General features: G+C 63.6%; 23 protein-coding genes. 12 read left to right on the top strand and 11 right to left on the bottom strand.

The window, feature by feature from the left end:
* The first annotated feature begins 232 nt into the window (after positions 1–232).
* Both NKH70_RS02115 and NKH70_RS02110 read left to right on the top strand, forming a co-directional pair.
* Positions 233–2260, top strand: coding sequence for a hydantoinase/oxoprolinase N-terminal domain-containing protein (locus NKH70_RS02115; protein WP_352976994.1), 2028 nt, complete (start codon positions 233–235; stop codon positions 2258–2260).
* Between the two features lie 257 nt (positions 2261–2517).
* Complete coding sequence (locus NKH70_RS02110; protein WP_352976993.1) at positions 2518–4692, top strand: malate synthase G; 2175 nt, start codon at positions 2518–2520, stop codon at positions 4690–4692.
* A gap of 224 nt (positions 4693–4916) precedes the next feature.
* Here the strand turns inward: NKH70_RS02110 and NKH70_RS02105 are convergent, their stop codons facing one another.
* Positions 4917–6449 carry a YifB family Mg chelatase-like AAA ATPase gene (locus tag NKH70_RS02105; protein ID WP_352468148.1) on the bottom strand — a complete coding sequence of 511 codons (1533 nt, stop codon included), beginning with the start codon at positions 6447–6449 and terminating at the stop codon, positions 4917–4919.
* A gap of 152 nt (positions 6450–6601) precedes the next feature.
* On the opposite strand from NKH70_RS02105, the gene NKH70_RS02100 reads away from it, so the two are divergent.
* Positions 6602–7543, top strand: coding sequence for an IS1595 family transposase (locus NKH70_RS02100; RefSeq protein ID WP_353024788.1), 942 nt, complete (start codon positions 6602–6604; stop codon positions 7541–7543).
* 176 nt (positions 7544–7719) lie between these two features.
* Here NKH70_RS02100 and NKH70_RS02095 read toward each other — a convergent pair whose 3' ends face one another.
* Positions 7720–8466, bottom strand: a complete 747-nt coding sequence (locus NKH70_RS02095; RefSeq protein ID WP_353024787.1) for a DUF3800 domain-containing protein — start codon at positions 8464–8466, stop codon at positions 7720–7722.
* A 14-nt stretch (positions 8467–8480) separates the two neighbouring features.
* On the opposite strand from NKH70_RS02095, the gene NKH70_RS02090 reads away from it, so the two are divergent.
* Positions 8481–8636 carry a hypothetical protein gene (locus NKH70_RS02090; RefSeq protein WP_353024786.1) on the top strand — a complete coding sequence of 52 codons (156 nt, stop codon included), beginning with the start codon at positions 8481–8483 and terminating at the stop codon, positions 8634–8636.
* A 248-nt stretch (positions 8637–8884) separates the two neighbouring features.
* Positions 8885–9172, top strand: coding sequence for a hypothetical protein (locus NKH70_RS02085; RefSeq protein WP_353024785.1), 288 nt, complete (start codon positions 8885–8887; stop codon positions 9170–9172).
* Positions 9173–9395: 223 nt separating this feature from the next.
* Here the strand turns inward: NKH70_RS02085 and gshB are convergent, their stop codons facing one another.
* The 3 genes from gshB to NKH70_RS02070 all read right to left on the bottom strand — a co-directional run bounded on the left by gshB (position 9396) and on the right by NKH70_RS02070 (position 11945).
* Positions 9396–10337, bottom strand: coding sequence for a glutathione synthase (gene gshB / locus NKH70_RS02080; protein ID WP_352912124.1), 942 nt, complete (start codon positions 10335–10337; stop codon positions 9396–9398).
* Between the two features lie 218 nt (positions 10338–10555).
* Positions 10556–10930, bottom strand: a complete 375-nt coding sequence (locus tag NKH70_RS02075; protein ID WP_353024784.1) for a GtrA family protein — start codon at positions 10928–10930, stop codon at positions 10556–10558.
* A 7-nt stretch (positions 10931–10937) separates the two neighbouring features.
* The gene (locus tag NKH70_RS02070) at positions 10938–11945 is read right to left on the bottom strand and encodes a glycosyltransferase (protein ID WP_352571550.1); all 1008 of its coding nucleotides are present in this window, start codon (positions 11943–11945) and stop codon (positions 10938–10940) included.
* Positions 11946–12074: 129 nt separating this feature from the next.
* Between NKH70_RS02070 and NKH70_RS02065 the strand changes: the two genes are divergently transcribed.
* From NKH70_RS02065 to NKH70_RS02040, 6 genes are all read left to right on the top strand, one after another.
* A complete protein-coding gene (locus NKH70_RS02065; RefSeq protein WP_352912120.1) occupies positions 12075–13874 on the top strand; it encodes a GtrA family protein in 1800 nt (599 codons plus the stop codon).
* Between the two features lie 131 nt (positions 13875–14005).
* Positions 14006–14773: an SDR family NAD(P)-dependent oxidoreductase gene (locus NKH70_RS02060; RefSeq protein ID WP_352912118.1), complete on the top strand. Its 768-nt coding sequence runs from the start codon at positions 14006–14008 to the stop codon at positions 14771–14773.
* Positions 14773–15723 (top strand): 2-dehydro-3-deoxygalactonokinase, encoded by a 951-nt coding sequence (locus NKH70_RS02055; RefSeq protein ID WP_352716399.1) that lies wholly within the window; start codon positions 14773–14775, stop codon positions 15721–15723. The genes NKH70_RS02060 and NKH70_RS02055 overlap by 1 nt, the downstream gene beginning before the upstream one ends.
* The gene (locus tag NKH70_RS02050) at positions 15720–16358 is read left to right on the top strand and encodes a 2-dehydro-3-deoxy-6-phosphogalactonate aldolase (RefSeq protein ID WP_352912116.1); all 639 of its coding nucleotides are present in this window, start codon (positions 15720–15722) and stop codon (positions 16356–16358) included. Before NKH70_RS02055 ends, NKH70_RS02050 begins: the two co-directional genes overlap by 4 nt.
* On the top strand, positions 16358–17239 hold the full coding sequence (locus tag NKH70_RS02045; RefSeq protein WP_352912114.1) for an SMP-30/gluconolactonase/LRE family protein: 882 nt from the start codon (positions 16358–16360) through the stop codon (positions 17237–17239). The genes NKH70_RS02050 and NKH70_RS02045 overlap by 1 nt, the downstream gene beginning before the upstream one ends.
* 213 nt (positions 17240–17452) lie before the next feature.
* Complete coding sequence (locus tag NKH70_RS02040; RefSeq protein ID WP_352979120.1) at positions 17453–18511, top strand: D-alanine--D-alanine ligase family protein; 1059 nt, start codon at positions 17453–17455, stop codon at positions 18509–18511.
* On the opposite strand, the gene NKH70_RS02035 is transcribed toward NKH70_RS02040, so the two are convergent.
* The 6 genes from NKH70_RS02035 to dnaK form a co-directional block, all read right to left on the bottom strand.
* Complete coding sequence (locus tag NKH70_RS02035) at positions 18508–18795, bottom strand: DUF1330 domain-containing protein (protein ID WP_023718908.1); 288 nt, start codon at positions 18793–18795, stop codon at positions 18508–18510. The genes NKH70_RS02040 and NKH70_RS02035 overlap by 4 nt on opposite strands.
* A gap of 27 nt (positions 18796–18822) precedes the next feature.
* A complete protein-coding gene (gene pyrF / locus NKH70_RS02030) occupies positions 18823–19536 on the bottom strand; it encodes an orotidine-5'-phosphate decarboxylase (protein WP_352716155.1) in 714 nt (237 codons plus the stop codon).
* Positions 19533–20129 carry an NADPH-dependent FMN reductase gene (locus tag NKH70_RS02025; RefSeq protein ID WP_353024783.1) on the bottom strand — a complete coding sequence of 199 codons (597 nt, stop codon included), beginning with the start codon at positions 20127–20129 and terminating at the stop codon, positions 19533–19535. Before NKH70_RS02025 ends, pyrF begins: the two co-directional genes overlap by 4 nt.
* A 61-nt stretch (positions 20130–20190) precedes the next feature.
* On the bottom strand, positions 20191–20796 hold the full coding sequence (gene pmtA / locus NKH70_RS02020) for a phospholipid N-methyltransferase PmtA (protein ID WP_352716159.1): 606 nt from the start codon (positions 20794–20796) through the stop codon (positions 20191–20193).
* Positions 20797–20914: 118 nt separating this feature from the next.
* Complete coding sequence (gene dnaJ, locus NKH70_RS02015; protein ID WP_023679852.1) at positions 20915–22045, bottom strand: molecular chaperone DnaJ; 1131 nt, start codon at positions 22043–22045, stop codon at positions 20915–20917.
* 213 nt (positions 22046–22258) lie between these two features.
* Positions 22259–24175: a molecular chaperone DnaK gene (dnaK, locus tag NKH70_RS02010; protein WP_352716162.1), complete on the bottom strand. Its 1917-nt coding sequence runs from the start codon at positions 24173–24175 to the stop codon at positions 22259–22261.
* A 569-nt stretch (positions 24176–24744) separates the two neighbouring features.
* On the opposite strand from dnaK, the gene NKH70_RS02005 reads away from it, so the two are divergent.
* Entirely contained in the window at positions 24745–26706 is a 1962-nt protein-coding gene (locus NKH70_RS02005; RefSeq protein ID WP_352716163.1) for a hypothetical protein, read from the top strand.
* Positions 26707–26712 lie beyond the last annotated feature (6 nt).

Below are 26712 nucleotides of genomic sequence, written 5' to 3'. Positions count from 1 at the left end.
CGAGGGGGAGATGGCCGGCAGGCCAGAGGGGGTCGTCTCGCGTGGAGCGCCGGCTTCTTCTTTCCTTGGCAGAGAGGGCGTCGCGTCAGGACGTACCGACCCCCTCTGTCGCCTTCGGCGACATCTCCCCCTCGAGGGGGGAGATTACGCTGCCTTGGCCCAGCCATCGCGGCTTTATCGGCCCGTTCATATCCGCTAAGGGGCGGGGCAAGAGAATTCTCCGGACCCAAATATGACCGCCAAGACCAAACCCTCACCCCTGTTCCTCGGCATAGACACCGGCGGCACCTACACTGACGCCGTGCTGTGGTCGGAAGCGGGCGGCCCCGGCGGAAAAGTGCTGGCCAAGGCCAAGGCGCTGACAACGCGCCACGACCTGGCGGTCGGCATATCGGGCGCAGTCGATGCCGTGCTGCAAAAAGCCGACACCGACCCGACTGCGATAAAACTGGTGTCGATGTCGACAACGCTTGCCACCAATGCGCTGGTCGAGGGCCAGGGCGGGCGCGTAGCACTTGTGATGATCGGCTTTGCCGAGGGCGATCTGGCCCGCGACGGACTAAAGGCGGCGCTCGGCTCCGACCCGGTGGTGTTCTGCCCCGGCGGCCACGATGTCCATGGCAATGCGGCAAAGCTCGATCTTTCCGGGCTGGAGGCAGCTTTGCCGGAACTGGAAAAGTCGGTGTCCGGCTTTGCCATCTGTGCCTATTTCGCCACCCGCAATCCGGCGCACGAGCTAAGCGCGCGGAACCTGATCCGCGATATAACAGACCTGCCGGTCACCGCCAGCCACGAACTGTCGGCCAAGCTCGGCGGCCCGCGCCGGGCGCTGACGACCTTGCTCAACGCCAGGCTGATCTCGATGATCGACCGGCTGGTCGCGGCAACCGAAGGCTTTTTGGCCGCGCGCAACATTGCCGCCCCGCTGATGGTGGTGCGCGGCGACGGCGCTTTGGTCTCGGCCGCCTTTGCCCGCCAGCGGCCGATCGAGACCATCCTGTCCGGCCCGGCCGCCAGCCTGGTCGGCGCCCGCCACATGACCGGCCTCGACGATGCCGTGGTCTCCGACATCGGCGGCACCACCACCGACGTCGCCGTGCTCGACAAGGGCCGGCCGCGGCTCGATCCGGAAGGCGCCACCGTCGGCGGCTTCCGCACCATGGTTGAGGCCGTCGCCATGCGCACTTTTGGCCTCGGCGGCGATTCCGAAGTGGCGCTGGAGGACGGCGCGCTCAGCCCGAGGATCCTGCTCGGGCCGCGCCGCCTGGTGCCGCTGGCGCTGGCCGGCTTGATGCATGGCGACGCCGTCACATCAGAGCTCGAACGCCAGCTGCGCGCGCCCAATCCCGGCCGCATGGATGGCCGGCTGGCGGTGCGCACCGGCGTGCCGGAGCGTCTGGCGGCCGGACTGACCGGTGCTGAAGCCAAGCTTTACGAGCTGATCGGTGCCGTGCCGCAGGCTCTCGACAGGTTGCTGACCTCGAATGCCCAGAACGCCACCTTGAACCGGCTGGTGTCGCGCGGGCTGGTGCATGTCGCCGGCTTCACGCCGTCGGATGCCGCCCATGTGCTGGGCAGGCAGGCCAATTGGGATCCGGCCGCCGCGCGTCTGGGTGCCGAGCTGTTCGCGCGCAGGCGCGACGGCCGCGGCCAGTTCATCGCGGCCTCGCCGGAGGCAATCTCGGACCGGGTGCTGACCATGCTGACCCGCCTGTCGGCGGAAGTCATCCTCGAAACCGCCTTCGCCGAGGATGGGCTGGATGGCGCGGCGACCGTCGCCCATGCCCTGGTCCAGCGCGCCGTCGACGCCCATCCCGGCATCGCCCGCCTCAGCGTCGCGCTCGACCGTCCGGTCATCGGCCTCGGCGCCTCGGCGCCACTGCATTATGCCGGGCTGGCCGAGCTGGTCGGCAATAACTGCGTGGTGCCGGAGGATACCGATGTCGCCAACGCGCTCGGCGCCGTCGTCGGCCAGGTCCGGGTATCGGCCGAGGCGCGGGTCAGCCAGCCCAAGGAAGGGCTGTTCCGCGTTGCCTCCGGCGAAAGTGTACGCGATTTCAACGACGAGGCCGCGGCGATCGCCGCGGCGGAGAAAGACGTGCGGGCGATTGCCGCCGGGCGGGCGAAGGACGCCGGCACCGACAGCGCCGAGATCGAAATCGCCAGCGAATTCCGCGTCTCCACCGTCGAGGGCCAGCGCATGTTCATCGAGGCGCATGTCGTGGCGGTGGCGTCGGGAAGGCCAAGGATTGCGGTGTGAGCGCGTAATCTCCCCCCTCGAGGGGGAGATGTCGCCGAAGGCGACAGAGGGGTCGCCGCGCATGAAGCGCGACGCGATTTGGTGCAAAGAAGAGGTCGCACTCCACGCGAGGCGACCCCCTCTGGCCTGCCGGCCATCTCCCCCTCGAGGGGGGGAGATCGGCAGCGAAAACGCCCTACCTTCACTCTATGCCGAATTGACCCTGCCACCGTGACATGCCAAAGGCCGGGCCTAGCCTTTCGTCTGGAGAAGCCCTGATGACCGATCGCGTCGAGATCGCCGGATTGCGGATTGCCCGCGAGCTTCATGATTTCGTCGTCAACGAGGCGCTGCCGGGCACCGGCATCGAGGTGGACGCATTCTGGAACGGTTTTTCGACGATCGTCCATGATCTCTCGCCAAAAAACCGGGCGCTGCTCGAAAAGCGCGATGCCATGCAGGACAAGCTCGACCGCTGGTACCGCGACAATGGCGCGCCCGTCGACATGGAGGCCTACAAGAGCTTTCTCCGCGAGATCGGCTATCTCCTGCCCGAGGGGCCGGCGTTCAGCGTGACCACCGAAAATGTCGACCCGGAAATCGCGCTGGTTGCTGGGCCGCAGCTGGTGGTGCCGGTGATGAATGCGCGTTATGCGCTGAATGCCGCCAATGCGCGCTGGGGCTCGCTCTACGATGCGCTCTACGGCACCGACGCCATTCCGGAGACGGACGGCGCCGAGCGAGGCAACAAATTCAATCCGGCGCGCGGCGCCAAGGTCGTCGCCTGGGTGAAAAGCTTCTTCGACGAGGCGGTGCCGCTCACGACAGGCAAATGGGCCGGCGTCAACGGGCTTTCGGTCGCCAATGGCATGTTGCGGCTGGGCGAGGGTGCCGGCGCCACCACGCTTGCCGACCTCAAACAGTTTGCCGGCTATCGCGGCGATGCCGCCAACCCCGAAGCCGTGCTGCTGGTCAAGAACGGCCTGCACATCGAAATGGTCATCGACCGCAACAACCAGATCGGCCGCACCGATCCGGCCGGCATTGCCGATGTCGTGCTGGAATCGGCGCTGACCACCATCCAGGACTGCGAGGATTCGGTGGCGGCCGTCGATGCCGAGGATAAGGTGCTGGTCTACCGCAACTGGCTCGGCCTGATGAAGGGCGACTTGGCGGAGGAGATCACCAAGGCCGGCAAGAGCTTTGTCCGGAGGCTCAACCCCGACCGCACCTATACCGCGCCCGATGGCGGCACGCTGACCTTGCCCGGCCGCTCGCTGATGCTGGTCAGGAACGTCGGCCACCTCATGACCAATCCGGCGATATCGGACCGCGAGGGCAACGAGGTGCCGGAAGGCATTATGGATGCGGCGCTGACGGCGCTGATCGCGCTGCATGACATCGGCCCGAACGCGCGCCGCGCCAACTCACGCACCGGCTCGATGTATATCGTAAAGCCCAAGATGCACGGGCCCGACGAAGTCGCCTTCGCCGTCGAGATTTTCGACCGCGTCGAGGCGCTGCTCGGCATGGCCAAAAACACCATCAAGATGGGCATCATGGACGAGGAGCGGCGCACCACCGTCAACCTCAAGGAGGCGATCCGCGCCGCGAAAGACCGCGTCGTCTTCATCAACACCGGCTTCCTCGATCGCACCGGCGACGAGATACACACCTCGATGGAAGCCGGCCCGATGATCCGCAAGGGCGACATGAAGCAGGCCGCCTGGATTGCCGCCTACGAAGCCTGGAACGTCGATACCGGGCTCGAATGCGGGCTGGCCGGCCACGCCCAGATCGGCAAGGGCATGTGGGCGATGCCCGACCTGATGGCGGCGATGCTGGCCGAGAAGATCGCGCACCCCAAGGCCGGCGCCAACACCGCCTGGGTGCCGTCGCCGACGGCGGCGACGCTGCACGCCACGCACTACCACAAGGTCGACGTCCACGCCGTCCAGAAGGCGCTGAAAAGTCGGCCCAAGGCCAGGCTCGACGACATCCTGTCGGTGCCGGTAGCAAAGCGGCCGAACTGGTCGCCTGAAGACATCCAGAGGGAGCTCGACAACAACGCACAAGGCATTCTGGGCTATGTCGTGCGCTGGATCGACCAGGGCGTCGGCTGCTCGAAAGTGCCAGATATAAACGACGTTGGCCTGATGGAGGACCGCGCCACGCTGCGCATCTCCTCGCAGCACATCGCCAATTGGCTGCATCACGGCGTCTGCACCCCCGAGCAGGTCACGGAAACGATGAAACGCATGGCGGCGATCGTCGACCGCCAAAACCAAGGCGATCCGCTCTACCGGCCGATGGCGCCGGATTTCGACAACTCCATCGCCTTCCTCGCCGCCTGCGACCTGGTCTTCAAGGGCCGCATCCAGCCCAACGGCTACACCGAGCCAGTGCTGCACGCGCGGAGGTTGGAGCTGAAGGCGAACGAGCAGGCGCGCTAGTCGCCGGCGTCCCCCTCCCCCTCGAGGGGAGGGTGGCCCGAAGGGCCGGGTGGGGTCCTGGGTGCAGTGCGCCGACGCCCATTCTGACGATGCGCCTCGGGAAGAGCACCGCAACGCTCCGCACGCGGATCGGTTTCGAAATACAGCAAGGCCGAGGGTCCCACCGGCGACCCCACCCGGCCGCTTCGCGGCCACCCTCCCCTCAAGGGGGAGGGGGGCGTCCCTCAGGCCGCTTGTGCCATCCGTTCCGAGCTCATGCGGTAGGAAATCGCTTCGGCCAGATGGATGCGGCCGACCGTCTCGCTGGCCTCGAGATCGGCCAGTGTCCGCGCCACCTTCAAGACGCGGTGATAGGCCCGCGCGGAAAAGCCAAGCTTTTCGCTGGCGTCCCTGAGCAGCGACAGGCCGGCGGCATCGGGCATGGCGATCTCCTCGATGACCGACGGTGAGCAATGCGCGTTGGTGGTGGCGGAGGTCGCGCCGAGCCGTTCGAAACGCTCACGCTGGATCGTCCGCGCCCGTGCTACGCGAAGTGCCACGGCTGCACTCTTCTCCGCCCGGTCCGGCCGGATCAAATCGCTGGCCGAGACCGCCGGCACCTCGATCCTGAGATCGATGCGATCGAGCAGCGGGCCGGAAATGCGCGCCTGGTAGTCGGTGCGGCAGCGGTCGCCGCGCAGGCAGCGATAGCCCGGCTCGCCGGCCATGCCGCAGCGGCACGGGTTCATCGCCGCAACCAGCTGGATGCGCGCCGGATAGGTGACGCGGTGGTTGGCGCGCGCGATCATGCAGTCGCCGGTCTCGAGCGGCTGGCGCAGCGCATCGAGCGCCTGCGGTGAGAATTCGGGAAACTCGTCGAGGAACAGCACGCCGTGATGGGCAAGCGAGGCCTCGCCCGGCCGCACGCGCAGGCCGCCGCCGACCATCGCCGCCATCGAGGCCGAATGGTGTGGCGCACGGAACGGCCGCCGGTCGGTCAGCTTGCCTTCGCCGAGTTCGCCGGCCACCGACGCGATCATCGAGACTTCGAGCAACTCCCTGGGCGCAAGCGGCGGCAGGATCGACGGCAGCCGCTGCGCCAGCATCGACTTTCCCGATCCCGGCGGACCGACCATCAAAAGATTGTGGCCGCCGGCCGCCGCCACCTCCAGCGCCCGCTTGGCGGTCTCCTGACCCTTGATGTCGGCAAGGTCGGGCAGGTCGCGCGCCGAAGCATGGATGCCGGCTTCCGGCCGCGACAGGACCTGCGTGCCGCGAAAATGGTTGGCGATGGCAATCAGGCTGCGCGGCGCCAATATGTCGAAATCCTTGCCGGCCCAGGCCGCTTCCGGCCCGCAGGCGAACGGGCAGATCAGGCCCTTGCCTTCGGCATTGGCGCCGATCGCCGCCGGCAACGCGCCGGCCACCGCGGCAATGGTGCCGTCGAGCGATAATTCACCAAGCACGACATAGCCGGCCAGCATGTCGCCCGGAATGGCGCCGAGCGCAGCCATCAGCCCGAGCGCGATCGGCAGATCGTAATGGCTGCCTTCCTTGGGCAGGTCGGCGGGCGCCAGATTGACTGTGACCTTCTTCGACGGCATCGACAGGCCGGATGCATGCAGTGCTGCCTGTACCCGCTCGCGGCTTTCGGCCACAGCCTTGTCGGCCAGGCCGACGATGTGCATGTTGACCTTGCCCGGCGCGATCATCACCTGCACGTCGACCGGCACGGCCTCGATGCCCTGGAAAGCAACCGTGCGAACCCGCGCCACCATGTCTTCACCCCGGATGCAGGCTTTGCCCCAAGCCTTTGCGATCATGCCGCGAACGGCGTCACCGGAGACAACCACAGATTTCCGGCGAAGGGCGATTATATATTTGACAAACCCAACGGGATGAGCGATAACGAATCCAAGGAGTTATCGCCATGTCCGTTCTGTCCCGCCCCTATTTCCACAACGAAGCCGCCGCATTTGAGCATGTCGAGGGTATGCTGTGGCCGCAGGGTCCGGTCTGCCATCACTGCGGATCAATGGACAAGCACTACAAGCTGGCTGGCGTGCGCTCCAAGGCTTCGAAGAAGAACCCGAACGGCGTTGAGCGTCACGGCCTTTACAAGTGCAGCGCCTGCCGTTCGCAGTTCACAGTTCGCATGGGTACGATCTTCGAGGAAAGCCATTTGCCGCTGCACAAGTGGTTGCAGGCCATCCACCTCATGTGCTCGTCAAAGAAGGGCATTTCCTCGCACCATCTCCACCGCGTTCTGGAATGCACCTACAAGACCGCGTGGTTCCTGTCGCACCGCATTCGCGAGGCCATGCGCTCGGATGACTTCACGCCCATGGGCGGCAACGGCAAGTTCGTTGAAGTCGATGAAACCTACATTGGCCGTCTCGCGAACGTCCCCAAACAGAGGACCGGCGCGGCCCACAAGAACACCGTGCTTACCCTTGTGGAGCGCGGCGGCATTGCCCGCTCGTTCCATATCGACAGCGCTTCGGTTGCCCGCGTCCTGCCGATCGTCAACGCCAACATCCACAAGGAAAGCGTCTTCATGTCGGATGAGGCGCGCGTTTACGACAACATCGGTCCCGAGTTCGCGGCCCACGGCAAAATCAATCACGGTCGCGAGGAATACGTTCGCGGCATGGTCCACACCAACACGGTGGAAGGCTTCTATTCGATCTTCAAGCGCGGCATGAAAGGCGTTTACCAGCATTGCGCCGAACACCATCTGCACCGCTATCTGGCAGAGTTCGACTTCCGCTATTCGAACCGTTCGGCCATGGGCATCGAGGACAACGTTCGGTCGCTCATTGCGTTGAAAGGTGCCAAGGGCAAGCGCCTCACGTACCGGCAACCTGCTTGACGCAAAGAAGGAACACTACCGCAAACCGGTGCAGCTAAAGCTTCCTCTTTGGAAGGTGGAACCGTTTCGGAAGCGGAATAAACGTTGATTCCGTTGCCAATATGCCCTATATTCAACGGTGCCTGCGGGTCGAAGTCTCACCGAATGGTGTGCCAGCTTCGTCTGGATGGCCTAGCCTAGGCCCGCAGGCTTTTCATCTTCCAAATGTCAAAGTGCGTCATGTAGGACGGCGTCTTAGCGCTAAGGACAGTTGCCGGGCATTCGCGCTCAAAATAGCAGGCGATCAGATCTTTCGGCGAGCCTGCAACATATCCTTTCCTCTTGTTCCATTTCGCTCCGACACAACCGATTAATAAGTCGGCTAATTGCAAGTGCAGACTGTCTTTGACGAACAGATGCTGCACCTGGACATAGGGTTGCCAGATGTAACCCATCCTTTGAAACATCACCTTGTTGTTCAGCATCGTCCGCAAATTTTCAATTGGATATCGGCAATCGCGGTTTCCGTGGAAGCACCTGATCCTCTCGGGAGAGGGATAGCGTTTGTGGATAGCGTGAAGGCTCTGAAAGAGCATCTTGTCGAAGCTCACTTCACGGTCACCTTCATTGTGGGTGTGGTGGTCGAAGGCGAACATGTCCACGACCAGAGCGTGGAAGTCGACAACGTGTTCTGCGTTCATTGCGCAAAAGGTGTCGATTAGATCGGCGTATACGCCGATGTTGTGTTTTGTGATATTCTTCCATTCGAGCCGAACGTTGTGCGGCATCTTTTGCCTGAACCTGGCTAAGATGGATTCAAGTTCAGACACAAAAGCAGTCCCACATGTGATGCCTCCGATCACCATGTACTGGGCCGTAAGATCGGATTCATCGGTGAAGCTAGTGTAGTCGCCGACGACGATTTCTGTGGGAAGACCAAGCAAGAGAGAACTCTGAAATGACCGATTCGAAATCCGAACAATATCAGAAATTCAAAGAAGCTGCCCGCAAGCTGGAAACCGACCAGTCAGAGGAGCATTTTGACCTTTTGGTCAAGAAAATCGCTAAGTCGCCGCCGGCAAAGGGTGAAAAGAAGGACAAAAAGTCCGAGTAAAGTAACTTTTCCGATAACACTATATTTAGGGTTTGCCGTACCAGCCCAGACCAATATGCTTCGAGTCGTTCTTGTTGAATGATTCGGCAGGAATGGAAACCCGACCGTCACCCCCTAGCCGGGGCGAAGATCGGGTTCTGGTAGAAGCCGCCGTGTGGGGCGGGAATTTGTGGACCACGAGCGGGACAATTGTCGCGTTCGCGGCGCAAGTCAAGCCCTGCACGGCCCTTTTTAAAAGGAACCTAGCCGTGCATAACCTCTTTATCGCCTACGATCTCATCGTCCCCGGCCAGAACTACGAGGCGGTTCAGGACCGCATCAAACAGCTCGGGCAGTGGTACAAGCTTCAGTACTCGCTCTATTACGTCCAGTCGTCTCTGACGTTAGAGCAGGCCAACATCTTCATTCGTGGCGTCATGGACGACACCGACAAGTTGACCGTGATCGAGGCTGAAAACGCTTGGGTCAATCAGGTACCCGTTGGCGACTTGGCCCAGATTCAGGCCGTGTTCGTCGCTACCAAATACGCCGCCTGAACCTATCGGCGGAAACATCAAGGCACCGGGACCGAACGGCTCCGGTGCTTTTTCTTTTCCAGTCATGCTCTTGCTCCTTCGGATTGCCGGCCTGTCAGGATTATATTCCTATAGGGTGCCGGGTTTGTCAAATATATAATCGCCCGGCGAAGGCAAGAACATTTGGGGAACAGCTGAACGCAGCGGCTGCAATGGTTTGCAACGCGGCCGCTCCGAAGCGAGACTAGTTACGCTTCTCCTCCACCGCATCCCAGAACAGGCTGGCGATGTCGGCGCCCCCAAAACGCTGCACTTCGCGTATGCCGGTCGGTGAGGTCACGTTGATCTCGGTCATGTAGTCGCCGATGACGTCGATGCCGACGAGGATGAAGCCGCGCTTCTTCAGCGAGGGGCCGATGCGGGCGCAGATCTCGCGTTCGCGTTCCGTCAGCTCGGTCTTTTCGGCGCGGCCGCCGACATGCATGTTGGAGCGCGAATCATGCTCGGCCGGCACGCGGTTGATGGCGCCGACCGGCTCGCCGTCGATCAGGATGATGCGCTTGTCGCCGGCGCGCACCTCCTTGAGGTAGCGCTGCACGATGTAGGGTTCGCGGAACATCTGGCCGAACATTTCGAGCAGCGAGGCGAGGTTGCGGTCGGCCTCATGCAGATGGAAGATGCCGGCGCCGCCATTGCCGTAGAGAGGCTTGACGATGATATCGCCGAACTCCTTGCGGAAGGCTGCGACCTCGAGCGGGTCCTTGGTGATCAGCGTGTCCGGCATCAGGTCGGGAAATTCGGTGACGAAGATCTTTTCCGGGCTGTTGCGCACCCAGGCCGGATCGTTGACCACCAGCGTCTTCGGATGGATGCACTCGAGGATATGCGTGGTGGTGATGTAGTTCATGTCGAACGGCGGATCCTGCCGCAAAAGGATGACGTCCATTTCCGAAAGGTCGGTGCGGACTTCTTCGCCCAGCGAATAATGGTTGCCCTTCTCGTCGCGGACCTGCATCGCCTCGATACGGGCAAACACCTTGCCGTCGCGCAGCGACAGCCGGTCGGGCGTGTAGTGGAACAGCTGGTGCCCGCGCCGCTGCGCTTCCAGCGACAGCGCAAACGACGTGTCGCCGGCAATCGACACGGTGGAGATATGGTCCATCTGGACGGCGACTTTCAGGGGCATAGGTGCTCTCCGGCGCAGTTGGAGCGATCCACTTGGACGCACAAAGTGCGCTCCAAACACTTTTGAATCCATGCATCGTACTGCCCGAAAATCGATTCCGATTTTTCGGGCCGATGCATCGACGACAGCGATATAAGGAAATCGGCGGCTTCTGCCAATCGGCCAAGGTCATGATGAGGCTGCGCTTCGCTTGGCGCAGACCCCAATGCGGTGTGCCTTCAGCGATCGAAGACCAGCTTGGAATAGCCGAGGAAGGACAGCGCCATGGCAATCAGCGAGGCGACCGCAAGGGCAATGAGCGGCGACACCATCGGCAGCGCGAACAGCATGGCGCAATAGACGAGATAATTGACGACGCTGGTGGCAATACCGACGCCGCCGTAGCGTGCGCCCTCTTGCGCGACGCCGCGGCTGGAAGGCGAGAAGGTCAGATGGCGGTTGATCAGCCAGGTGACGGACAGGGCAAAACCTATCGAAATGATGCGGGCCATGAAAGGTCCGACCGGCGCTGTCGTCAGCACCAGCCAAAGCGCCGCCGCGTCGGCGACGAAGCCGATGCCGCCGGCGACAATGAAGCGGGCAAGGCGTCCCATTTAGGCTCTAAGCCGCCCGCGGGGTCTTGCGCGGTCCGGCCTTCAAAGTCGCGAGCGCGCTTGCACGTTCACGTTCGACGCGGCCGGAAGGCATCGACAGATAGAAGATGCGCTTCTGCTCGGCCCGGCCGCGCGACACCGAATCGAGGATTACCCCGGTCACTGCCGCTAACATCGACAGCAGCAGCAGCCCGACCGACAGCACCCAGGTCGGCATGCGCGGCACAAGCCCGGTTTCGGCGAACTCGATCAGCACCGGCGCCATCAGAAACAGGCTTGATGCCAGGAAGAACACCGAAAAAGCGCCGAAGAAACGCAGCGGCTGCGTCTCCTTCATCAGCATGGCGAACATCCACAGGATCTTCGCGCCGTCGCGAAAGGTCGACAGCTTCGACGAGGAGCCTTCCGGCCGGCGGCCATAGTCGAGTCCGATCTCGCTGACCGGCAATTTGAGCTGCGAGGCGTGCACCGACATTTCGGTCTCGATCTCGAAGCCGCCGGAAACGGCGGGAAAACTCTTGACGAAGCGCCTGGTGAAGGCCCGGTAGCCGGAGAAGATATCGGTAAAGTCCGAGCCGAACAGCCGCTTGTAGAGGCTGTTGAAGATGCGGTTGCCGAAGGCGTGGCCTGTCCTGCCGGCATCGTCGGCGACCCCGCGCCTCGTGCCCACCACCATGTCGGAGCGCTCGGTCAACAGAGTGTTGATCAGTTGCGGCGCGTCCTCCGGCGCATAGGTGCCGTCGCCGTCGGCCATCAGGTAGATGTCGGCCTCGATGTCGGCGAACATGCGGCGCACGACATTGCCTTTGCCCTGGCGCGGCTCGCGCACCACGATGGCGCCGGCGGCGCGGGCTCGGAGCGCCGTCAGATCGCGCGAATTGTTGTCGTAGACATAGATCGCGGCGGCAGGCAGCGTTTCGCGAAAGCGCCGCACCACTTCGCCGATCGTCAGCTCCTCATTGTAGCAAGGCAGCAGCACGGCGATGCTCGGCTCATGGCGCACTTCTTGTGGCATTTTCGTCTCCGGATGCCCTGTGAGGCCCCTGACCGCTCAAACGCCGGCCTCGCTCGGGCGGCTTTACTATTTATTGAAGCTGTTAAGGCTAGGTTTAAACCGCACCGTATTCCTTCCAAAGGTCCTGATATGAGCACAGCCGACGATGGCGCCTCCAGTTGGAGGTCCGATATCGCGCTGGCGCTGCTTGCCACATTGCTGGCGCTTGCCGTCAATGCCTTTGCCGGCTTCCCGGAATTGACCAATGCCGGAGGCGACAACGACAATCTGCTGCGCCTTGTCGAAGTTCGCGACATGCTGGCCGGCCAGGGCTGGTTCGATCTGCACCAGTACAGGATGGGCCTGGAAGGCGGCTTCGTCATGCACTGGTCGCGGCTGGTCGATGCGCCGATCGCCGCCATCATCATGGCCGTATCGGCCCTGACCGGCAGCGCGGCCTTTGCCGAGCATGTCGCGCAAGTGCTGTGGCCGGCGCTGCTCTTTTGCCTGACCGTATTTTTCACCGCCCGCGCCGCGCGTAGCTTTGCCGGTGACGGCGCCGTGCTGCCGGCCGTCGTCGTCGGCGCCGCCGCACTGCATTTCCTCGGCATTTTTTCGCCTGGCGCGCTCGATCACCACAATATCCAGCTGATGCTGAGCATGGCCAGCCTGAGCCTGTTGCTTGAAGCGCCATTGCGCAAGCCGGCGGCATTGCTCTCCGGCCTATGCGCCGGGCTGATGCTGGCCATCGGTATGGAAACCGCGCCTTACGTTGCCACCATCGGCGCCTCTGTCGCCATGCTGTTTGCTCTCGACGCCAATGGCGAGAGGTCGATCGCCAGGGATTTCGGCCTCGGCTTTGCCGGCGTCTCCGCCCTCGTCTTTATCGCCACCATTGCGCCATCCGCCTGGGGTCAGGCGCAATGCGACGCCTTTTCGACCGTGCAGTTCGTCGTCGCAGCGATTGCCGGAACCGGCCTTGCAGCCATAGCGTCGATCGAGCCGGCAGGCCGCACGCGCCAACGGCGCATCGCCTCACTTGGCCTGCTTGCCCTGCTATTGGGCGCTGTCGTCGTCTTGTTGTTCCCACAATGCCTGGCAGCGCCCTACGCCAACCTCGATCCGCGCCTCAAGGAGCTATGGCTTGATCACATCGACGAGGCGCAGTCGCTGTTCAAACTGCTCGCCGAGGATCCGGCCGAGGTGGTGGCGCGCTATGCCACGCCGCTCATTGCGCTCGTGCTGATGGCGCTTCGCCTTGGCCACGGCTGGCGACGGCAGGACAGCCTTGTCGGCGCGCTGCTTGTCGTGGCCTTCATCGTCAGCGCCTGGCAGGTGCGCGGTTCGACATTCTCGATCGCCTTCGCCGTCATCCCGCTTGCCGCCTGGATTGCCAAATGGCGTCAACGGGCTGAGGCCAGCCCGTCGCGTGGTGTGGCGCTGCGTATGGCTGCCGTCTGGCTGGTTTCGGTGAATGCGGTCTGGACTGGGGCTGCCGCGGCGACCTCGGTAGCCTTCGACGACAGCAACACGACGGCCGATAACGGCGACGGCACCGATGTCGCTTGCCAGCGCATGGCCTCCTTTGCGGCACTCGGCCGCCTGCCCGGCACCACGGTGCTGGCAATTTCCAATCTCGGATCGCCGATCCTGGCCTATTCCGGACATCGCGTCTTCGCCGGGCCTTATCATCGCAACGTAGCCGGCAACCTGCTGGCGCTCGATGCCTTCCTTGGGTCCGATGCCGATGCCAGGACGATCCTGACCGATCATCACGTCGGCCTCGTCGCGCTCTGCCCCGGCAGCGCCGAAAGCAAGCTCCTCGCAACCAAGGCGCCGGCAGGCTTTCTTGCCGGGTTGATGAGCGGAAGCGTGCCGGAATGGCTTGAGCCGGTTGCCGGGACCAGCGGAGCCGCCGTCGAATTGTACCGCGTCCGGCTGGGCAGTTGATCGATCGGCGGGCCGTGCGGCCTTTTGTCGGACATAAGTCCTGACAATCCACTCTTTCGCCCTTGCCCGCCCGACACGGCTGGATAGGATGCGCGCCGGCCGACCGAGATCATTGGACCGGGAGAGAATTCATGATGCCATCGGCACGCTTTGCCGACCTCGAAGGCGCTTCGGTGCTGATCACCGGCGGCGGCTCCGGCATTGGCGCTGCCTTGACCGAAGGTTTTGTCCGCCAGGGGGCAAAGGTCGCCTTCATCGATATCGCCGACCGTCCGAGCCTGGCGCTGGCCGATCGGTTAGACAAGGAGCTCGGCTTTCGGCCGCTCTATCTCAAGACCGACATACGCGACATCGAGGCCTTGCGGCTATCAGTCGCCAAGGCCGCCGAGGCCCATGGTGACGTCACCGTGCTGGTCAACAATGCCGCGCAGGATGACCGTCATGCCGTCGAAGACGTCACGGTCGAGTTCTGGGACAACAACCATGCCATCAACCTGCGTCCGCATTTCTTTAGCGCACAGGCGGTGGCGCCGGGCATGAAGCGGGCCGGCGGCGGCTCGATCATCAACTTCACCTCGACCTCGTTTCTCATCAACCATCCCGATATGCCGGCCTACACCGCCGCCAAGGCCGGCATCGTCGGCCTCACCAAGGGTCTCGCCGGCAAGCTCGGCGTCGACGGCATCCGTGTCAACGCGATCGCGCCCGGCTGGGTGATCACCGAGCGGCAGAGAAAGCTCTGGGTCACCGAACAGGCGCTCGCCGCCCACGTCGCCAAGCAGTGCATCAAAGAGGTGATGCAACCTGAAGACATTGTCGGCACCGTGCTGTTCCTGGCGTCGGATGCTTCACGCATGCTGACCGCGCAGATGCTGATCGTCGACGGGGGGTTCCTGTGATCTCACCGAGCAAGGCAGCGTCTGTCGCGGCCGTCGACTGGGGTACCACCCGTATGAGGGTCTGGCTGCTCGATGGCACCGGCAAGGTTCTCGCCGAGCGGCGCGGCGATGACGGACTGATCACCGCCCAGGCCAAAGGATTTTCGTCCGTTCTCGAAGGGCATCTGGCCGCCATGGGCGCTCCAGAGGCGCTGCCGGTCATCATTTGCGGCATGGCCGGTTCGCGCCAGGGCTGGCTGGAGGCGCCCTATGTCAGCGTGCCGGCGCCGATCGGCGCTATCCTCGCCGGCGCTGCCCGCATCCCCGGCCAGCGCCGTGATATCCGCATCGTGCCTGGCCTCGCCCAACGCCTCGCCGATGCACCTGACGTCATGCGCGGCGAGGAAACCCAGCTTGCCGGCGCCGGTTTGCCGGCAAAGGGACGCCACCTCGTCTGCATGCCCGGCACCCATTCGAAATGGGTGCTGGTCGAGGACGGCTCCGTTGCCGGCTTCGGCACCTGGCCGACCGGCGAGCTGTTTTCGGTGCTGGCCGCGCACTCGATCCTGCGCCATTCGCTGGGCGAGCCGCCGAAGCCGGTTGCCGCCGAAAGTCCGTTTTTCCGGGACTGGTGCCTGAAGGCGTTGGCCGAGGGCGGTGACATTGTTTCAAGACTGTTCTCGATCCGCGCCGCCAGCCTGTTGCAGGATCTGAAGCCCGAGGATGCCGCCGCCTGCCTGTCCGGCCTGCTGATCGGCGGCGAGATCGCTTCGGCAAATCGCCGTTATGGAGCAAGCGCTGTGCCCGTCGTGCTGATCGCGTCGGGCGCACTCGGCACGCTCTATGCCGAGGCGCTCGGCCTTGCCGGGCTCGCTTTCAGGGCGGTCGACGCCGACGAGGCGGTGCGTGCCGGCCTTGCCGAAGCCGCGCGCGAAAATGGCATGATCGCCAAAAATGGAGTTGCCGCATGACAGAGACCGCACCTTTTCCAAAGCTCGAGCGGGGTCTGGTCGCGATCCTGCGTGGCCTCAAGCCAAGCGAGGCGGTGGCGATCGGCCAGGCGATCTTCGGCGCCGGCATCGAAGCAATCGAGGTGCCGCTCAACTCGCCCGAGCCCTTTGCCTCCATCGCCAGCATTGTCGAAGCGCTTCCTCCGACGGCGCTGGTCGGCGCCGGCACGGTGCTCACCGCCGCCGATGTCGACGGTCTGCACAAGGCCGGCGGGCGGCTGCTGGTCAGCCCCAATATCGATGCCGAGGTCATGGGCCGTGCCATGCAGTACGGCATGGTGACGATGCCCGGCGTGTTCACGCCGACCGAGGCATTCCAGGCAATCCGGCTCGGCGCCTCGGCACTGAAATTCTTCCCGGCGAGCGTGCTTGGCGCGGCGGGCATTTCGGCGATGCGCGCGGTGCTGCCGGCCAGTGTGCTGGTCGGCGCCGTCGGCGGCGTTTCGGACAAGGATTTTGCCGGCTACAAGGCAGCCGGCGTCAGCGTCTTCGGTCTTGGCTCCAGCCTGTTCAAGCCGGGCATGAGCGTCGACGAAGTGGCAGCACGGGCGAAGGCCGCAGTCGTGGCCTGGGACGCGGCGTTAGGAGTGGCATGATGAGCGAGACCATCGTTTCGGTTTTTTCCGACCATGTCTGCCAACTCGGGGAGGGGCCAAGCTATGACCCTGCCACCGACACGCTCTACTGGTTCGACATCGTCAATGGCCAGCTCCTGGAAAAACGTCTGTCCGGCGGTGCGGTCAAGATCTACGAGCTCGGTCAGATGGCCAGCGCCGTCGCCATCGTCGACGACCGGCGCCAGTTGATCGCCACCGAGACCGGCCTGCATGTCCGCGACGTCGCGACCGGCAAGCTGACGTTGCACACGCCGATCGAGGCCGACAATGCGGTCACCCGCTCGAACGATTCACGCGTTCACCCTTGCGGCGCGCTCTGGGTCGGCACAATGGGCAAGGGCGAGGAGAAGGGCGCCGGTTCGATCTACTGGTTCTTCAAGGGCGAGCTGCGCCGGCTTTATGCCGACATTACTGTGCCCAACTCGATCTGCTTTTCCGAGGATGGGACCATTGCCTATTACACCGACACCAGCACCGGCCTGTTGATGCGCGTCGGCTGCGATCCGGCGACCGGACTGCCGGTTGGCGAACCGAAGGTCTTCGTCGACCACCGTTCCGCCAAGGGCTATATCGATGGTTCGGTGCTCGACGGCGACGGCATATTGTGGAACGCTTGCTGGGGCGGCAGCGTCGTCGAAGCCTATGGACCCGACGGCAAGCTTGTCCGTTCGGTGGCGATGCCGGCGACGCAGCCATCCTGTCCGGCTTTCATCGGCAGGAACGCCGACCGGCTGGCGGTCACGTCCGCCTGGTCGGGCAAGAGCGAGAAGCAGCGCCTGCTCGACCCGCAAGCCGGCATGACATTTATGCTCGACATTCCAGTCAATGGTCGCTTCGAGCCGCGCGTGCTGATTGGCTAGACCCATGTCTGCACTGTCGTGCGGGCGTCCGGCTGACGTCGGTTCCGCGAAAGCCGAATGCAGTCGCCATGCGATGCTAGAACGGTTCATCGTTTCGCGGAAACGCTGAACCGCTCTATCTCTTTGTTTTGACGCAGTTCCGAACGGAAAACCGTTCCACACTTTTCCTGGAATTGCTCTAGGCAATCGTGCTGCCGGGAAATCGTTTCGATCATGTCAAGCCGCAAGCCGAAGCTGATCCTTGTCTACGAGCCGGAAAAGGCCTGCTTCGATCGGCTGGTCGCCGATAACCACGTGCCGAAGCGTGCCGCCGAAATCGCCTCCTATCTGGCGCAATCGACCGACATCACTGCTGATTTCGACGCACTTGCAGCCGCTTGCCAGACGCGCGGCCTGTCGTTCGCCCCACTGGCGCTCGACGATGCCGCAAGCGTTCTCGCTAGCGAAGTTCCGAAGACCACGCTTGTCTGGACGCTGACCGACGGCATCGCCTATTTCCGTGGCGGCGCGGCACCAGCTCTGGCACGGCTGAATGGCCTGAAGGCGATCGGCGCCGACGATGCGTTGTTCGCGCTCTGTCAGGACAAGTTCCGGTCCGGCGCCGTGCTTGGCGCGCTTGGCCTGCCGGTGCCGCAGGCGGGCCTTGCCCGTGACGGCGCCTGGCTGGTCGCGCCACCGGCCTCGCCTGCCGGCTGGTTCGTCAAGCCGAACCGGCTCGGCGCCAAGATCGGCATCTGGCCGGATTCGCGCTGCCATGATCTCGGCCATGCGCTGGAGCTTAGCCGGCGCGTCTTCGCCGCCTATCGCGACGATGTCGTGGTCCAGCCCTATGTCGCCGGGCGCAACGCGCGGGCCAGTTTTCTCGGGTTGAGGCCCGATACCGGCGTCGAGGCGCTGGGCATCGCCTTTGTCGATTCAGGCGGCGATTTCCAGACCATGCAGGACAGCCTGGCGCTTTACGGCGATACCGGCGCAGTGGCGAAAGCGTCGGGAACATACACAGAGCCGGCGCTGCTGCCGGTCGCCGACAGCCAGCCTCGAGCGGATGCAACTATTCGCCGAATAGCCGGAAACCTGATGGTCGGGCTTGGCCTGCGGGACGTCTTTTCCATCGACTTCCGGGTCGAAGCCGACGACAGCGTGCACCTCATCGAGTTCGAGGTCTGCCCCGGCCTGCCCTGCTTCGATTTCCGCGATTACTGTCGCCGACAATGGGGCCTGAGCCTCGCCGATGCGATGGCTGAAACCGCGATGAACCGATTTCTCGCCTAAATCCCCTCGACCAGCACGATTTCGCCGTCAGCCACCTTCTGGCGGATCGCGACGGCGCGCTGGTATTCGGGCGAGTGGTAGCAGTCATGCGCCGCCGCAAGCGACGGAAATTCGATGATCACATTGCGGTCGCGGCCTGGTCCCTCTGCCTTCTCATGCGCGCCGCCGCGCGCCAGGAACTTGGCGCCGAAGCGGTCGAAGGCCAGCTTGGCAGCTGCGACATAGTCCTTGTAGCCTTCCGCATCGCGTACATCGACGCGGGCGATCCAGTATCCCTTGGGCATGGCTTTTCTCCGGGTTAATTCCTGGCGTCAGGCCGAGCGCATTTCATCGAGGATCGCTTCCGCTGCCGCCCGCCTGTCGGCCGCGCCGACGATCGGCCGGCCGACCACGAGGTGGCTGGAGCCGTTGCGGATCGCCTGCGCCGGCGTCACCACGCGTTTCTGGTCGCCATGGTCGCTGCCCTTCGGCCGGATTCCCGGCGTCACGACGGCCAGGTCGGGGCCGACGATGCGGCGCACTGCCTCCGCTTCCTCGGCCGAGCAGACGATGCCGCCCATGCCGGCATGCAGCGCCTGCTCGGAGCGCCTCAGCACCAGCGTATGCGGATCATACTCATAGCCGGCGTCGATCACGTCCTGCTCGTCCATCGAGGTCAGCACAGTGACCCCCAGCAGGCAAAGGTCGCTGCCCTTCGCAGCCTCGACCGCCGCCTTCATCGTCTTCGGATAGGCATGGATGGTCAGCATGCTCACGCCCATTTTGACGATGTTGTCGACCCCCTTGGCTACCGCGTTGTCGATGTCGAGCAGCTTCATGTCGAGGAAGATCCTGGTGCCGCCGCTGGCCAGCTCGCGGGCGAAGTCGAGCCCACCGGCAAAGGCGAGCTGGTAGCCGATCTTGTAGAAGGAGACGAGTCCGTCGAGCTCGCGCACCGCCTTCTCGGCCTCCTTCAGCGTCGGCAGGTCGAGGCCGACGATCAGCCTTTCCTGCATTGTGTCGGCATGCGTGGCGTCCGGGATCATGCCTCGATCCGCGTCGACAGCATGCGCGAGGTCTCGATCAGCGTGCGGCATAGGTGCTCCATCGATTGGTGTAGTCTCTCGTCCCTGAAGTTGCCCTCGTCGTCGAAGGCGTTGCCGCCCTCCGGCACCGAGCATTCCGGTGTCACCACTTCCATCCGGCAGCGCACCAGCACGGCGCGCAGATGGTTGATGCAGCGTATCCCGCCGAAGGGTCCGTTGGAAGACGAGCAGAGGCCGGCGACCCTGCCTGCAAGCGGCCTGAACGTCCGGCCGCCATCCTTGCGCAGCTGGCTCACCCAGTCGATGGTGTTCTTGAGCAGCGGCGGAATGGAGCCGTTATATTCGGGCGTCGCGATCAGCAGCCCGTCATGGGCGGCGATCATCCGGCCGAGCTTGACGGCGTTTTCGGGAATGCCTTCGTTCTTTTCCAAATCCTGGTCGAGGATCGACAACGGATAGTCGGCGAGCGAGATGCGGGTCACCTCGGCGCCCTGCATGGCAAGTTCCTTCTGTGCCACGTCGGCGGTCCTGCCGCTATAGGCGCCGCTGTGCACCGAACCGGCGAAGACAAGAATTTTCGGGATCACAGCCATGGGTCTGCCTTGTCACCCGATGGGTATTAAGACAAGTGCTATTCAAACCCAACGCTTCAATTCATGCGGCCCCGCGCCGATAGATCCAAAGCTGCGTCGGCGGAATGTTGCGGATAACGAAATGGAAATGCTCGACCGTATAGTCGCCGCGGCCCGGCGGGATCGGCGACAGCGGCCCGTAAGTCAGCTGCACGATCGGCCGGCCCGCCGGGATACGGTCGAGCAGGCTCTCGACATAGGCGATGCGCTGGGCGACAGGGAAATTGAGCAGCGGCACGCCCGATATCACAGAATCGAAGATCAGGTCGCGCTTGTCGCCAAGCGTCGCGTCGAGATTGAAGGCGTCGCCCTCGATGACGTTGACGCCTGGATAAAGCTGGCGCAGATGGCGCACGAAATCAGAGGAATATTCGACCGCGTAGAGATTCTCAGGCTTTATGCCCTGGGCGAGGATGGCGCGCGTGATGACGCCTGTACCGGGCCCGACCTCGAGCACCGGCAGGCCGGATGTCGGATCGACGATCGAGGCCATCTTGCCTGCGGTGATGGAACTGGTCGGGACGATCGAACCGACCGCCTTCGGCTTGTCGATCCAGCCCTTGAAGAACTTCAACTCGTCGTCGAACTTTTCCGCCAGCGTCTTTCGCAGTCCTGGACTACGCGTCATCGAAAAGTCCTCCTCAACGCTCCCTCGCACGCTACTTAGCAGTTACGAGGTGCAAGACAAGGTGAATCCCCGGATAAGGTGTTGATGACGCTCGGGAAGCGTTTTCCAGGGATCAGCTTCAGTGCTCGCCGAACGTTTCGAAAAAATCCTTCATGCGCGCGAAAAATCCGCTCGATTGGGGCGAATTGTCCTTTGAGGAAAGCTGCTCGAATTCCTCCAGCAATTCGCGCTGGCGGCGCGAAAGGTTCTGCGGCGTCTCAACCACGGTCTGGATGTAGAGGTCGCCGATATTGGGCTGGCGCAGCACCGGCATGCCCTTGCCCTTGAGGCGGAACTGGCGACCGTTCTGGGTGCCTTCCGGCACCTTCACCTTCGTCTGGGTACCGTCCAGTGTCGTCACCTCGAACGAGCCGCCAAGCGCTGCCGTCGTCATCGAGATCGGCACCTTGCAATAAAGATCGGCGCCGTCGCGCTGGAAGAATTCGTGCGGCTTGACCGCGAGGAAGATGTAGAGATCGCCCGACGGGCCGCCGCGCAGGCCGGCCTCGCCCTCATTGGCCAGCCGGATGCGGGTGCCATCCTCGATGCCGGCAGGGATGTTTACCGACAGCGAGCGCTCCTCGGTGACACGGCCCTGGCCGGCGCATTTCGGGCACGGATCCTTGATGGTCTGGCCGCGCCCCTGGCATTGCGGGCAGGTGCGCTCGATCGAGAAGAAGCCTTGCGTGGCGCGCACCTTGCCGTGGCCGTTGCACATCGAGCAGGTGACGGGCTGGGTGCCGGGCTTGGCGCCGCTGCCCGAGCATTCCGAGCAGGAGATCGAGGCCGGCACCCGAATCTGCGCGGTCTTGCCGGAAAATGCCTCTTCCAGCGTGATTTCCATATTATAGCGCAGATCAGCGCCGCGCTCGCGGCCGCCGGATGAGCGGCGCTGGCGCCCGCCCATCATGTCGCCGAAAATGTCTTCGAAAATGTCGGCGAAGCCGCCGGCGCCAAAGCCTTGCGCCCCGCCATTCATGCCGCCGTGCTCGAAGGCGGCGTGGCCGAAGCGATCATAGGCGGCGCGCTTCTGCGGGTCCTTCAGTGTCTCGTAGGCTTCGTTGATTTCCTTGAACTTGTGCTCGCAGGCATGGTCGCCTGGGTTGCGGTCGGGATGGAACTGCATGGCGAGCTTGCGAAAAGCGCTCTTGAGCTCCTTCTCGTCGGCGCCCTTTTGCACGCCCAGCGTTTCGTAAAAATCAGCTTTCATGTTTTCCCGCAGTCCGGATATTCAACGTCTTGAAGCATCGTTGCGTCGTTTGCCGGCACGCTGTTCCGATTTAGGTGTGATGGAGCCGCGATGCCAGTGTCTACGAGGCTTTGTCCGCATTTTTTCGGGCAGCTCAGCGTTTTTCCGGCAAAGGGTTGCAAAAAAGCCCGGCTGTGCGCCGGGCTTTTTCCCTTACCTGTACCGTCAGGCGGTTCAGGCCGACTTCTTCTTCTCGTCGTCTTCGTCGATTTCCTCGAAATCGGCATCGACGACGTCGCTGTCCTTGGCAGCATCAGCCTTGGCGTCGGCCTCGGCGGCTTCCTTCTGCGAAGCCTCGTACATGGCCTGGCCGAGCTTCATCGAGACTTCGGCGAGCGTCTGCGTCTTGGCCTCGATCTCGGTCACGTCGTCGCCTTCGGCAGCGGTCTTCAGCGCCGCGATCGCATCGGCAATCGCCGTGCGGTCGGCCTCGGAAACCTTCTCGCCATATTCCTTCAGCGACTTCTCCGAGGAATGCACCAGCGCCTCGGCCTGGTTGCGGGCCTCGACCAGCGCGCGCCGCTTCTTGTCGGCTTCCGCATTGGCCTCGGCGTCCTTGACCATCTTCTCGATGTCGGTGTCCGAAAGGCCGCCGGACGCCTGGATGCGGATCTGGTGCTCCTTGCCGGTGCCCTTGTCCTTGGCCGAGACGTTGACAATGCCGTTGGCGTCGATGTCGAAGGTGACCTCGATCTGCGGCACGCCGCGCGGCGCAGGCGGGATGCCGACCAGATCGAACTGGCCGAGCGCCTTGTTGTCGGCGGCCATTTCACGCTCGCCCTGGAAGACGCGGATGGTCACCGCCGACTGCGAATCCTCGGCCGTGGAGAACACCTGGCTCTTCTTCGTCGGAATCGTCGTGTTGCGTTCGATCAGCCGCGTGAACACGCCGCCCAGCGTCTCGATGCCGAGCGACAGCGGCGTCACGTCGAGCAGCAGCACGTCCTTGACGTCGCCCTGCAGCACGCCGGCCTGGATGGCGGCGCCCAATGCGACGACCTCATCCGGGTTGACGCCCTTGTGCGGCTCCTTGCCGAAGAACTGTTTCACGATCTCCTGGATCTTGGGCATACGGGTCATACCGCCGACAAGGACGACCTCGTCGATTTCGCCGGCCTTCAGGCCGGCATCCTTGAGCGCCGCCTTGCAGGGATCGATCGTGCGCTGGACGAGATCCTCGACCAGGCTCTCGAACTTCGCCCGCGTCAGCTTCAGCGTCAGGTGCTTGGGGCCGGTGGCATCGGCGGTGATGAAGGGCAGGTTGATTTCGGTCTGCGTGGTGGACGACAGCTCGATCTTGGCCTTTTCAGCCGCTTCCTTGAGGCGCTGCAGGGCGAGCTTGTCGTTCCGCAGGTCGATCCCCTGTTCCTTCTTGAACTCGGCCGCCAGATATTCGACCAGACGCATGTCGAAATCCTCGCCGCCGAGGAAGGTGTCGCCATTGGTCGACTTCACTTCGAACACGCCGTCGCCGATTTCGAGTACTGAAATGTCGAACGTGCCGCCGCCAAGGTCATAGACGGCAATCGTCTTGCCTTCCTTCTTGTCCAGTCCATAGGCAAGTGCGGCCGCCGTCGGCTCGTTGATGATGCGCAGCACTTCGAGGCCGGCGATCTTGCCGGCATCCTTGGTCGCCTGGCGCTGGGCGTCGTTGAAATAGGCGGGAACGGTGATGACCGCCTTCTCGACCTTCTCGCCGAGATAGGCCTCCGCCGTTTCCTTCATCTTCTGCAGGATCATCGCCGAGATCTGGCTGGGCGACTGCTTCTTGCCGCCGGCCTCGACCCAGGCGTCGCCATTGTCGCCCTTGACGATCTTGTAGGGGACAAGCTTCTTGTCCTTCTCCGTCACCGGATCGTCGTAGCGGCGGCCGATCAGGCGCTTGACCGCGAAAATGGTGTTTTCAGGATTGGTAACCGCCTGGCGCTTGGCCGGCTGGCCGACGAGGCGCTCGCCGTCGCTGTTGATGGCGACGATGGAAGGGGTCGTGCGCGCGCCTTCCGCATTCTCAATGACCTTGGATTCCTTGCCATCCATGATGGCGACACAGGAGTTGGTTGTTCCCAGATCGATACCGATTACTTTTGCCATTGTTCTAATCTCTCCGCTAAGCAGGCTCTCAGGACCCGTACAGGCGTTCCGACGAAAGCCCCTGTTCACAAGAAATTCCGCTCCGGCAACCGGCATTCGGCGCTGGACGGCTTGGCGCGTATATAAGAACACGCTGCGTGGCGCGCAAGCATTCTGCGCAAGGCGTTCACCATTCATCGCGGTTGATCCGATTCGGGACCGGCAGGCCCGTATTTTCCGGCGATGACCCAGCCGGCCCGGCCCGGCCCTTGAACCTTTCCGCCTCACCCCGCGACTGACGCTCAGGTGCCGCGTGGTGCGGCCCCGGAAAGGAAAGCCCCATGACCACAGATCCAGAGGCTCCATGGTCTCCGGGAACAGCAGGAGCTCAGCGCGACCATCGCCTTCGGGACCGGGTCGATGCGCTGGGCTTTTCGCTGGTTCCGTTGACCCTGCGCGGACGCAGGCGTATCGTGACGTCGAGGAAAGCAGACAATTCGATCAGGGATGAACGTGCCGGAACGCCGCGCCTTGCCCTGATTTGCGCGCCGGGACCGGATGTTTCTCCCATGACCTGTGGGGGGAGATCCATGTCTTGCGACCACGGCGCGTTGGTGCGCTCTCGTGCCGGCCGTTTGCGCCGCGCCATCCAGGCTGCCAGCGGATTGTCGATCTTGGCGCTCGCCGCTGGGCTCTGGCTCGGTGGCTCGGCCCAGGCTCAGGAAACCCAGATCATCTATCCCGGCTCGATGGCAGTGACCGGATTCTCCGGCACCATCATCCCCAATTTCGAGGAAGGCCTGCCGCCGGGCGTCGATCCCGTCGACGAAACCTTCATCGACACGGCGCGCGCGACCTTACGCATCTTCGACGTCTCAAGGCTGGGCGGGCCGGCGTCTGGCCAATTGGTCTTCACCCCGCCACCGTTCGAGGTCACGGCCGGGCAAATCGGCCAGGTGTTCGGCATCGCCTATGACGACGGCGTGCGCGACGGTGTTCCCTCGGCCATTCCAAACCTCTATGCCGGCGCCACGTCGCTGCACGGCATCCGTATCGTCACACCAGACGGCGACGCCGACGGCCGGCCGGAGCGGCAGCGCCGCGGCACGGCTGACGCGGTCTTCATGGATGGCCAGTTCGGCACCGAAAACGGCGGCGGCCCCGGAACGATCTGGAAGATCGACGGCATCACCGGCGCCGTCTCGAAATTCGCCGATATCGACGCCAATAGTGGTCCCGGCATCGGCGACGTCACTTTCGACAATATCCACCGCCAGTTCTTCGCCAGCGATCTCGACACCGGCCTCATCCACCGCATCGACGCCAATGGCGCGCTGCTCGACACGTTCGACCACGGCATAGCCGGCCGCCCGGCGCACGGGCTTGCCGCCCTTGCAGACGACGGGTCGGTGATGGACATCCAGGGTGCTGCCTTCGACAGCGAGGAACCCGACAGCTGGGGCTACACGCAGGACGAGCGCCGCGTCTGGTCGGTCGCCTATCGTGGCGGCCGGCTCTATTATTCGGTCGGTGATGAGGCGGAGATCTGGTCGGTGGGCATTGCCGGCGACGGCAGTTTCGCCGGCGACCCGCGCTGGGAACTGACGGTCAAGGCCGACAAGGATTACGCCGTCACCGACATCGCCTTCGATAACAAGGGCTTCATGTACCTGGCCCAGCGCGGCCCGGTGGAGAACCGCTACGACTACAGCCAGTTCGCCGATTCCGGCAAGGGTGAGGTCATCCGCTACTGGCGCGAAAATCCGGACGATCCGGCGACGGAATCGGCCTGGGTGGAAGTGCCGCAGGCATATGCGGTCGGCTTCCCGCAAGACAACCGGCAGTCGGCCGGCGGCCTCGACCTGCAATATGGCTACGATGCCGAAGGCAATCTCGATACCGGCGTCTGCACCGACACGCTGGTCGATACCGGTGACAAGTTGCGCGACAACCCGGAGCTTGCTGAACAACTCGCAGCCGGCGGGCCGCTTGCCGTGCACGGCGTGCAGATCACGCCGACGGCGCTGGTCAAGCCGGCCAACGTGCCGCCTTTCGGCTCGTGGTTCGTCGACTTCGACACCTATTTCGAAGACCCGGAAGTCGAGGGCCATGTCGGCGACGTCGAGGTCTGGCGCCCCTGCGAAGGCCGCGCCGGCTATTACGAACAAGTGCCGGGCGGCTATCTGCCACCGTTCTATCCGCCGGACTTCCCGCCTCCCGGCAATCTGCCTCCTTGCCTCGATGTCGACGATGTCAGGTATTTCTGCACGCCCTCCGGCCTCGAGGCCGATCTCTATCTCCGCGACCATGCCGGCTTTGGCGGCGATTCGATCAAGGCTCTGTCCAGGACGCCTGGCGTCGGGGTGACTTCACCCCTGTCGCATGCGCCCGGCGCGCCATTCACGATCGGCATCACCGGCCATTATCCTGGCGATAGGGTCGATGTCGGGCTCTGCTTCTACCGGCAGTCCGACCGCGACAAGGGTGGCTACTACCCTTGCTGCAAGATGACCTTGCCGCTCAGAACCCCAGCCGTCAGCTGCGAACCGTGAGGAGGG

It is taken from the genome of Mesorhizobium sp. M0991, from assembly GCF_040318915.1.
GTDB lineage: Bacteria > Pseudomonadota > Alphaproteobacteria > Rhizobiales > Rhizobiaceae > Mesorhizobium.
Note: the sequence above shows the minus strand (reverse complement) of the source record. Positions and strands in the feature narration are given on the sequence as shown.

Bases quoted from the DNA above. Each gene is read 5' to 3' on its own strand.
- NKH70_RS02115 (WP_352976994.1), top strand. From the start codon at position 233: ATGACCGCCAAGACCAAACCCTCACCCCTGTTCCTCGGCATAGACACC.
- NKH70_RS02110 (WP_352976993.1), top strand. From the start codon at position 2,518: ATGACCGATCGCGTCGAGATCGCCGGATTGCGGATTGCCCGCGAGCTT.
- NKH70_RS02105 (WP_352468148.1), bottom strand. From the start codon at position 6,449: ATGGTGGCGCGGGTTCGCACGGTTGCTTTCCAGGGCATCGAGGCCGTG.
- NKH70_RS02100 (WP_353024788.1), top strand. From the start codon at position 6,602: ATGTCCGTTCTGTCCCGCCCCTATTTCCACAACGAAGCCGCCGCATTT.
- NKH70_RS02090 (WP_353024786.1), top strand. From the start codon at position 8,481: ATGACCGATTCGAAATCCGAACAATATCAGAAATTCAAAGAAGCTGCC.
- gshB (WP_352912124.1), bottom strand. From the start codon at position 10,337: ATGCCCCTGAAAGTCGCCGTCCAGATGGACCATATCTCCACCGTGTCG.
- NKH70_RS02075 (WP_353024784.1), bottom strand. From the start codon at position 10,930: ATGGGACGCCTTGCCCGCTTCATTGTCGCCGGCGGCATCGGCTTCGTC.
- NKH70_RS02070 (WP_352571550.1), bottom strand. From the start codon at position 11,945: ATGCCACAAGAAGTGCGCCATGAGCCGAGCATCGCCGTGCTGCTGCCT.
- NKH70_RS02065 (WP_352912120.1), top strand. From the start codon at position 12,075: ATGAGCACAGCCGACGATGGCGCCTCCAGTTGGAGGTCCGATATCGCG.
- NKH70_RS02060 (WP_352912118.1), top strand. From the start codon at position 14,006: ATGATGCCATCGGCACGCTTTGCCGACCTCGAAGGCGCTTCGGTGCTG.
- NKH70_RS02050 (WP_352912116.1), top strand. From the start codon at position 15,720: ATGACAGAGACCGCACCTTTTCCAAAGCTCGAGCGGGGTCTGGTCGCG.
- NKH70_RS02045 (WP_352912114.1), top strand. From the start codon at position 16,358: ATGAGCGAGACCATCGTTTCGGTTTTTTCCGACCATGTCTGCCAACTC.
- NKH70_RS02040 (WP_352979120.1), top strand. From the start codon at position 17,453: ATGTCAAGCCGCAAGCCGAAGCTGATCCTTGTCTACGAGCCGGAAAAG.
- NKH70_RS02035 (WP_023718908.1), bottom strand. From the start codon at position 18,795: ATGCCCAAGGGATACTGGATCGCCCGCGTCGATGTACGCGATGCGGAA.
- pyrF (WP_352716155.1), bottom strand. From the start codon at position 19,536: ATGATCCCGGACGCCACGCATGCCGACACAATGCAGGAAAGGCTGATC.
- NKH70_RS02025 (WP_353024783.1), bottom strand. From the start codon at position 20,129: ATGGCTGTGATCCCGAAAATTCTTGTCTTCGCCGGTTCGGTGCACAGC.
- pmtA (WP_352716159.1), bottom strand. From the start codon at position 20,796: ATGACGCGTAGTCCAGGACTGCGAAAGACGCTGGCGGAAAAGTTCGAC.
- dnaJ (WP_023679852.1), bottom strand. From the start codon at position 22,045: ATGAAAGCTGATTTTTACGAAACGCTGGGCGTGCAAAAGGGCGCCGAC.
- dnaK (WP_352716162.1), bottom strand. From the start codon at position 24,175: ATGGCAAAAGTAATCGGTATCGATCTGGGAACAACCAACTCCTGTGTC.
- NKH70_RS02005 (WP_352716163.1), top strand. From the start codon at position 24,745: ATGTCTTGCGACCACGGCGCGTTGGTGCGCTCTCGTGCCGGCCGTTTG.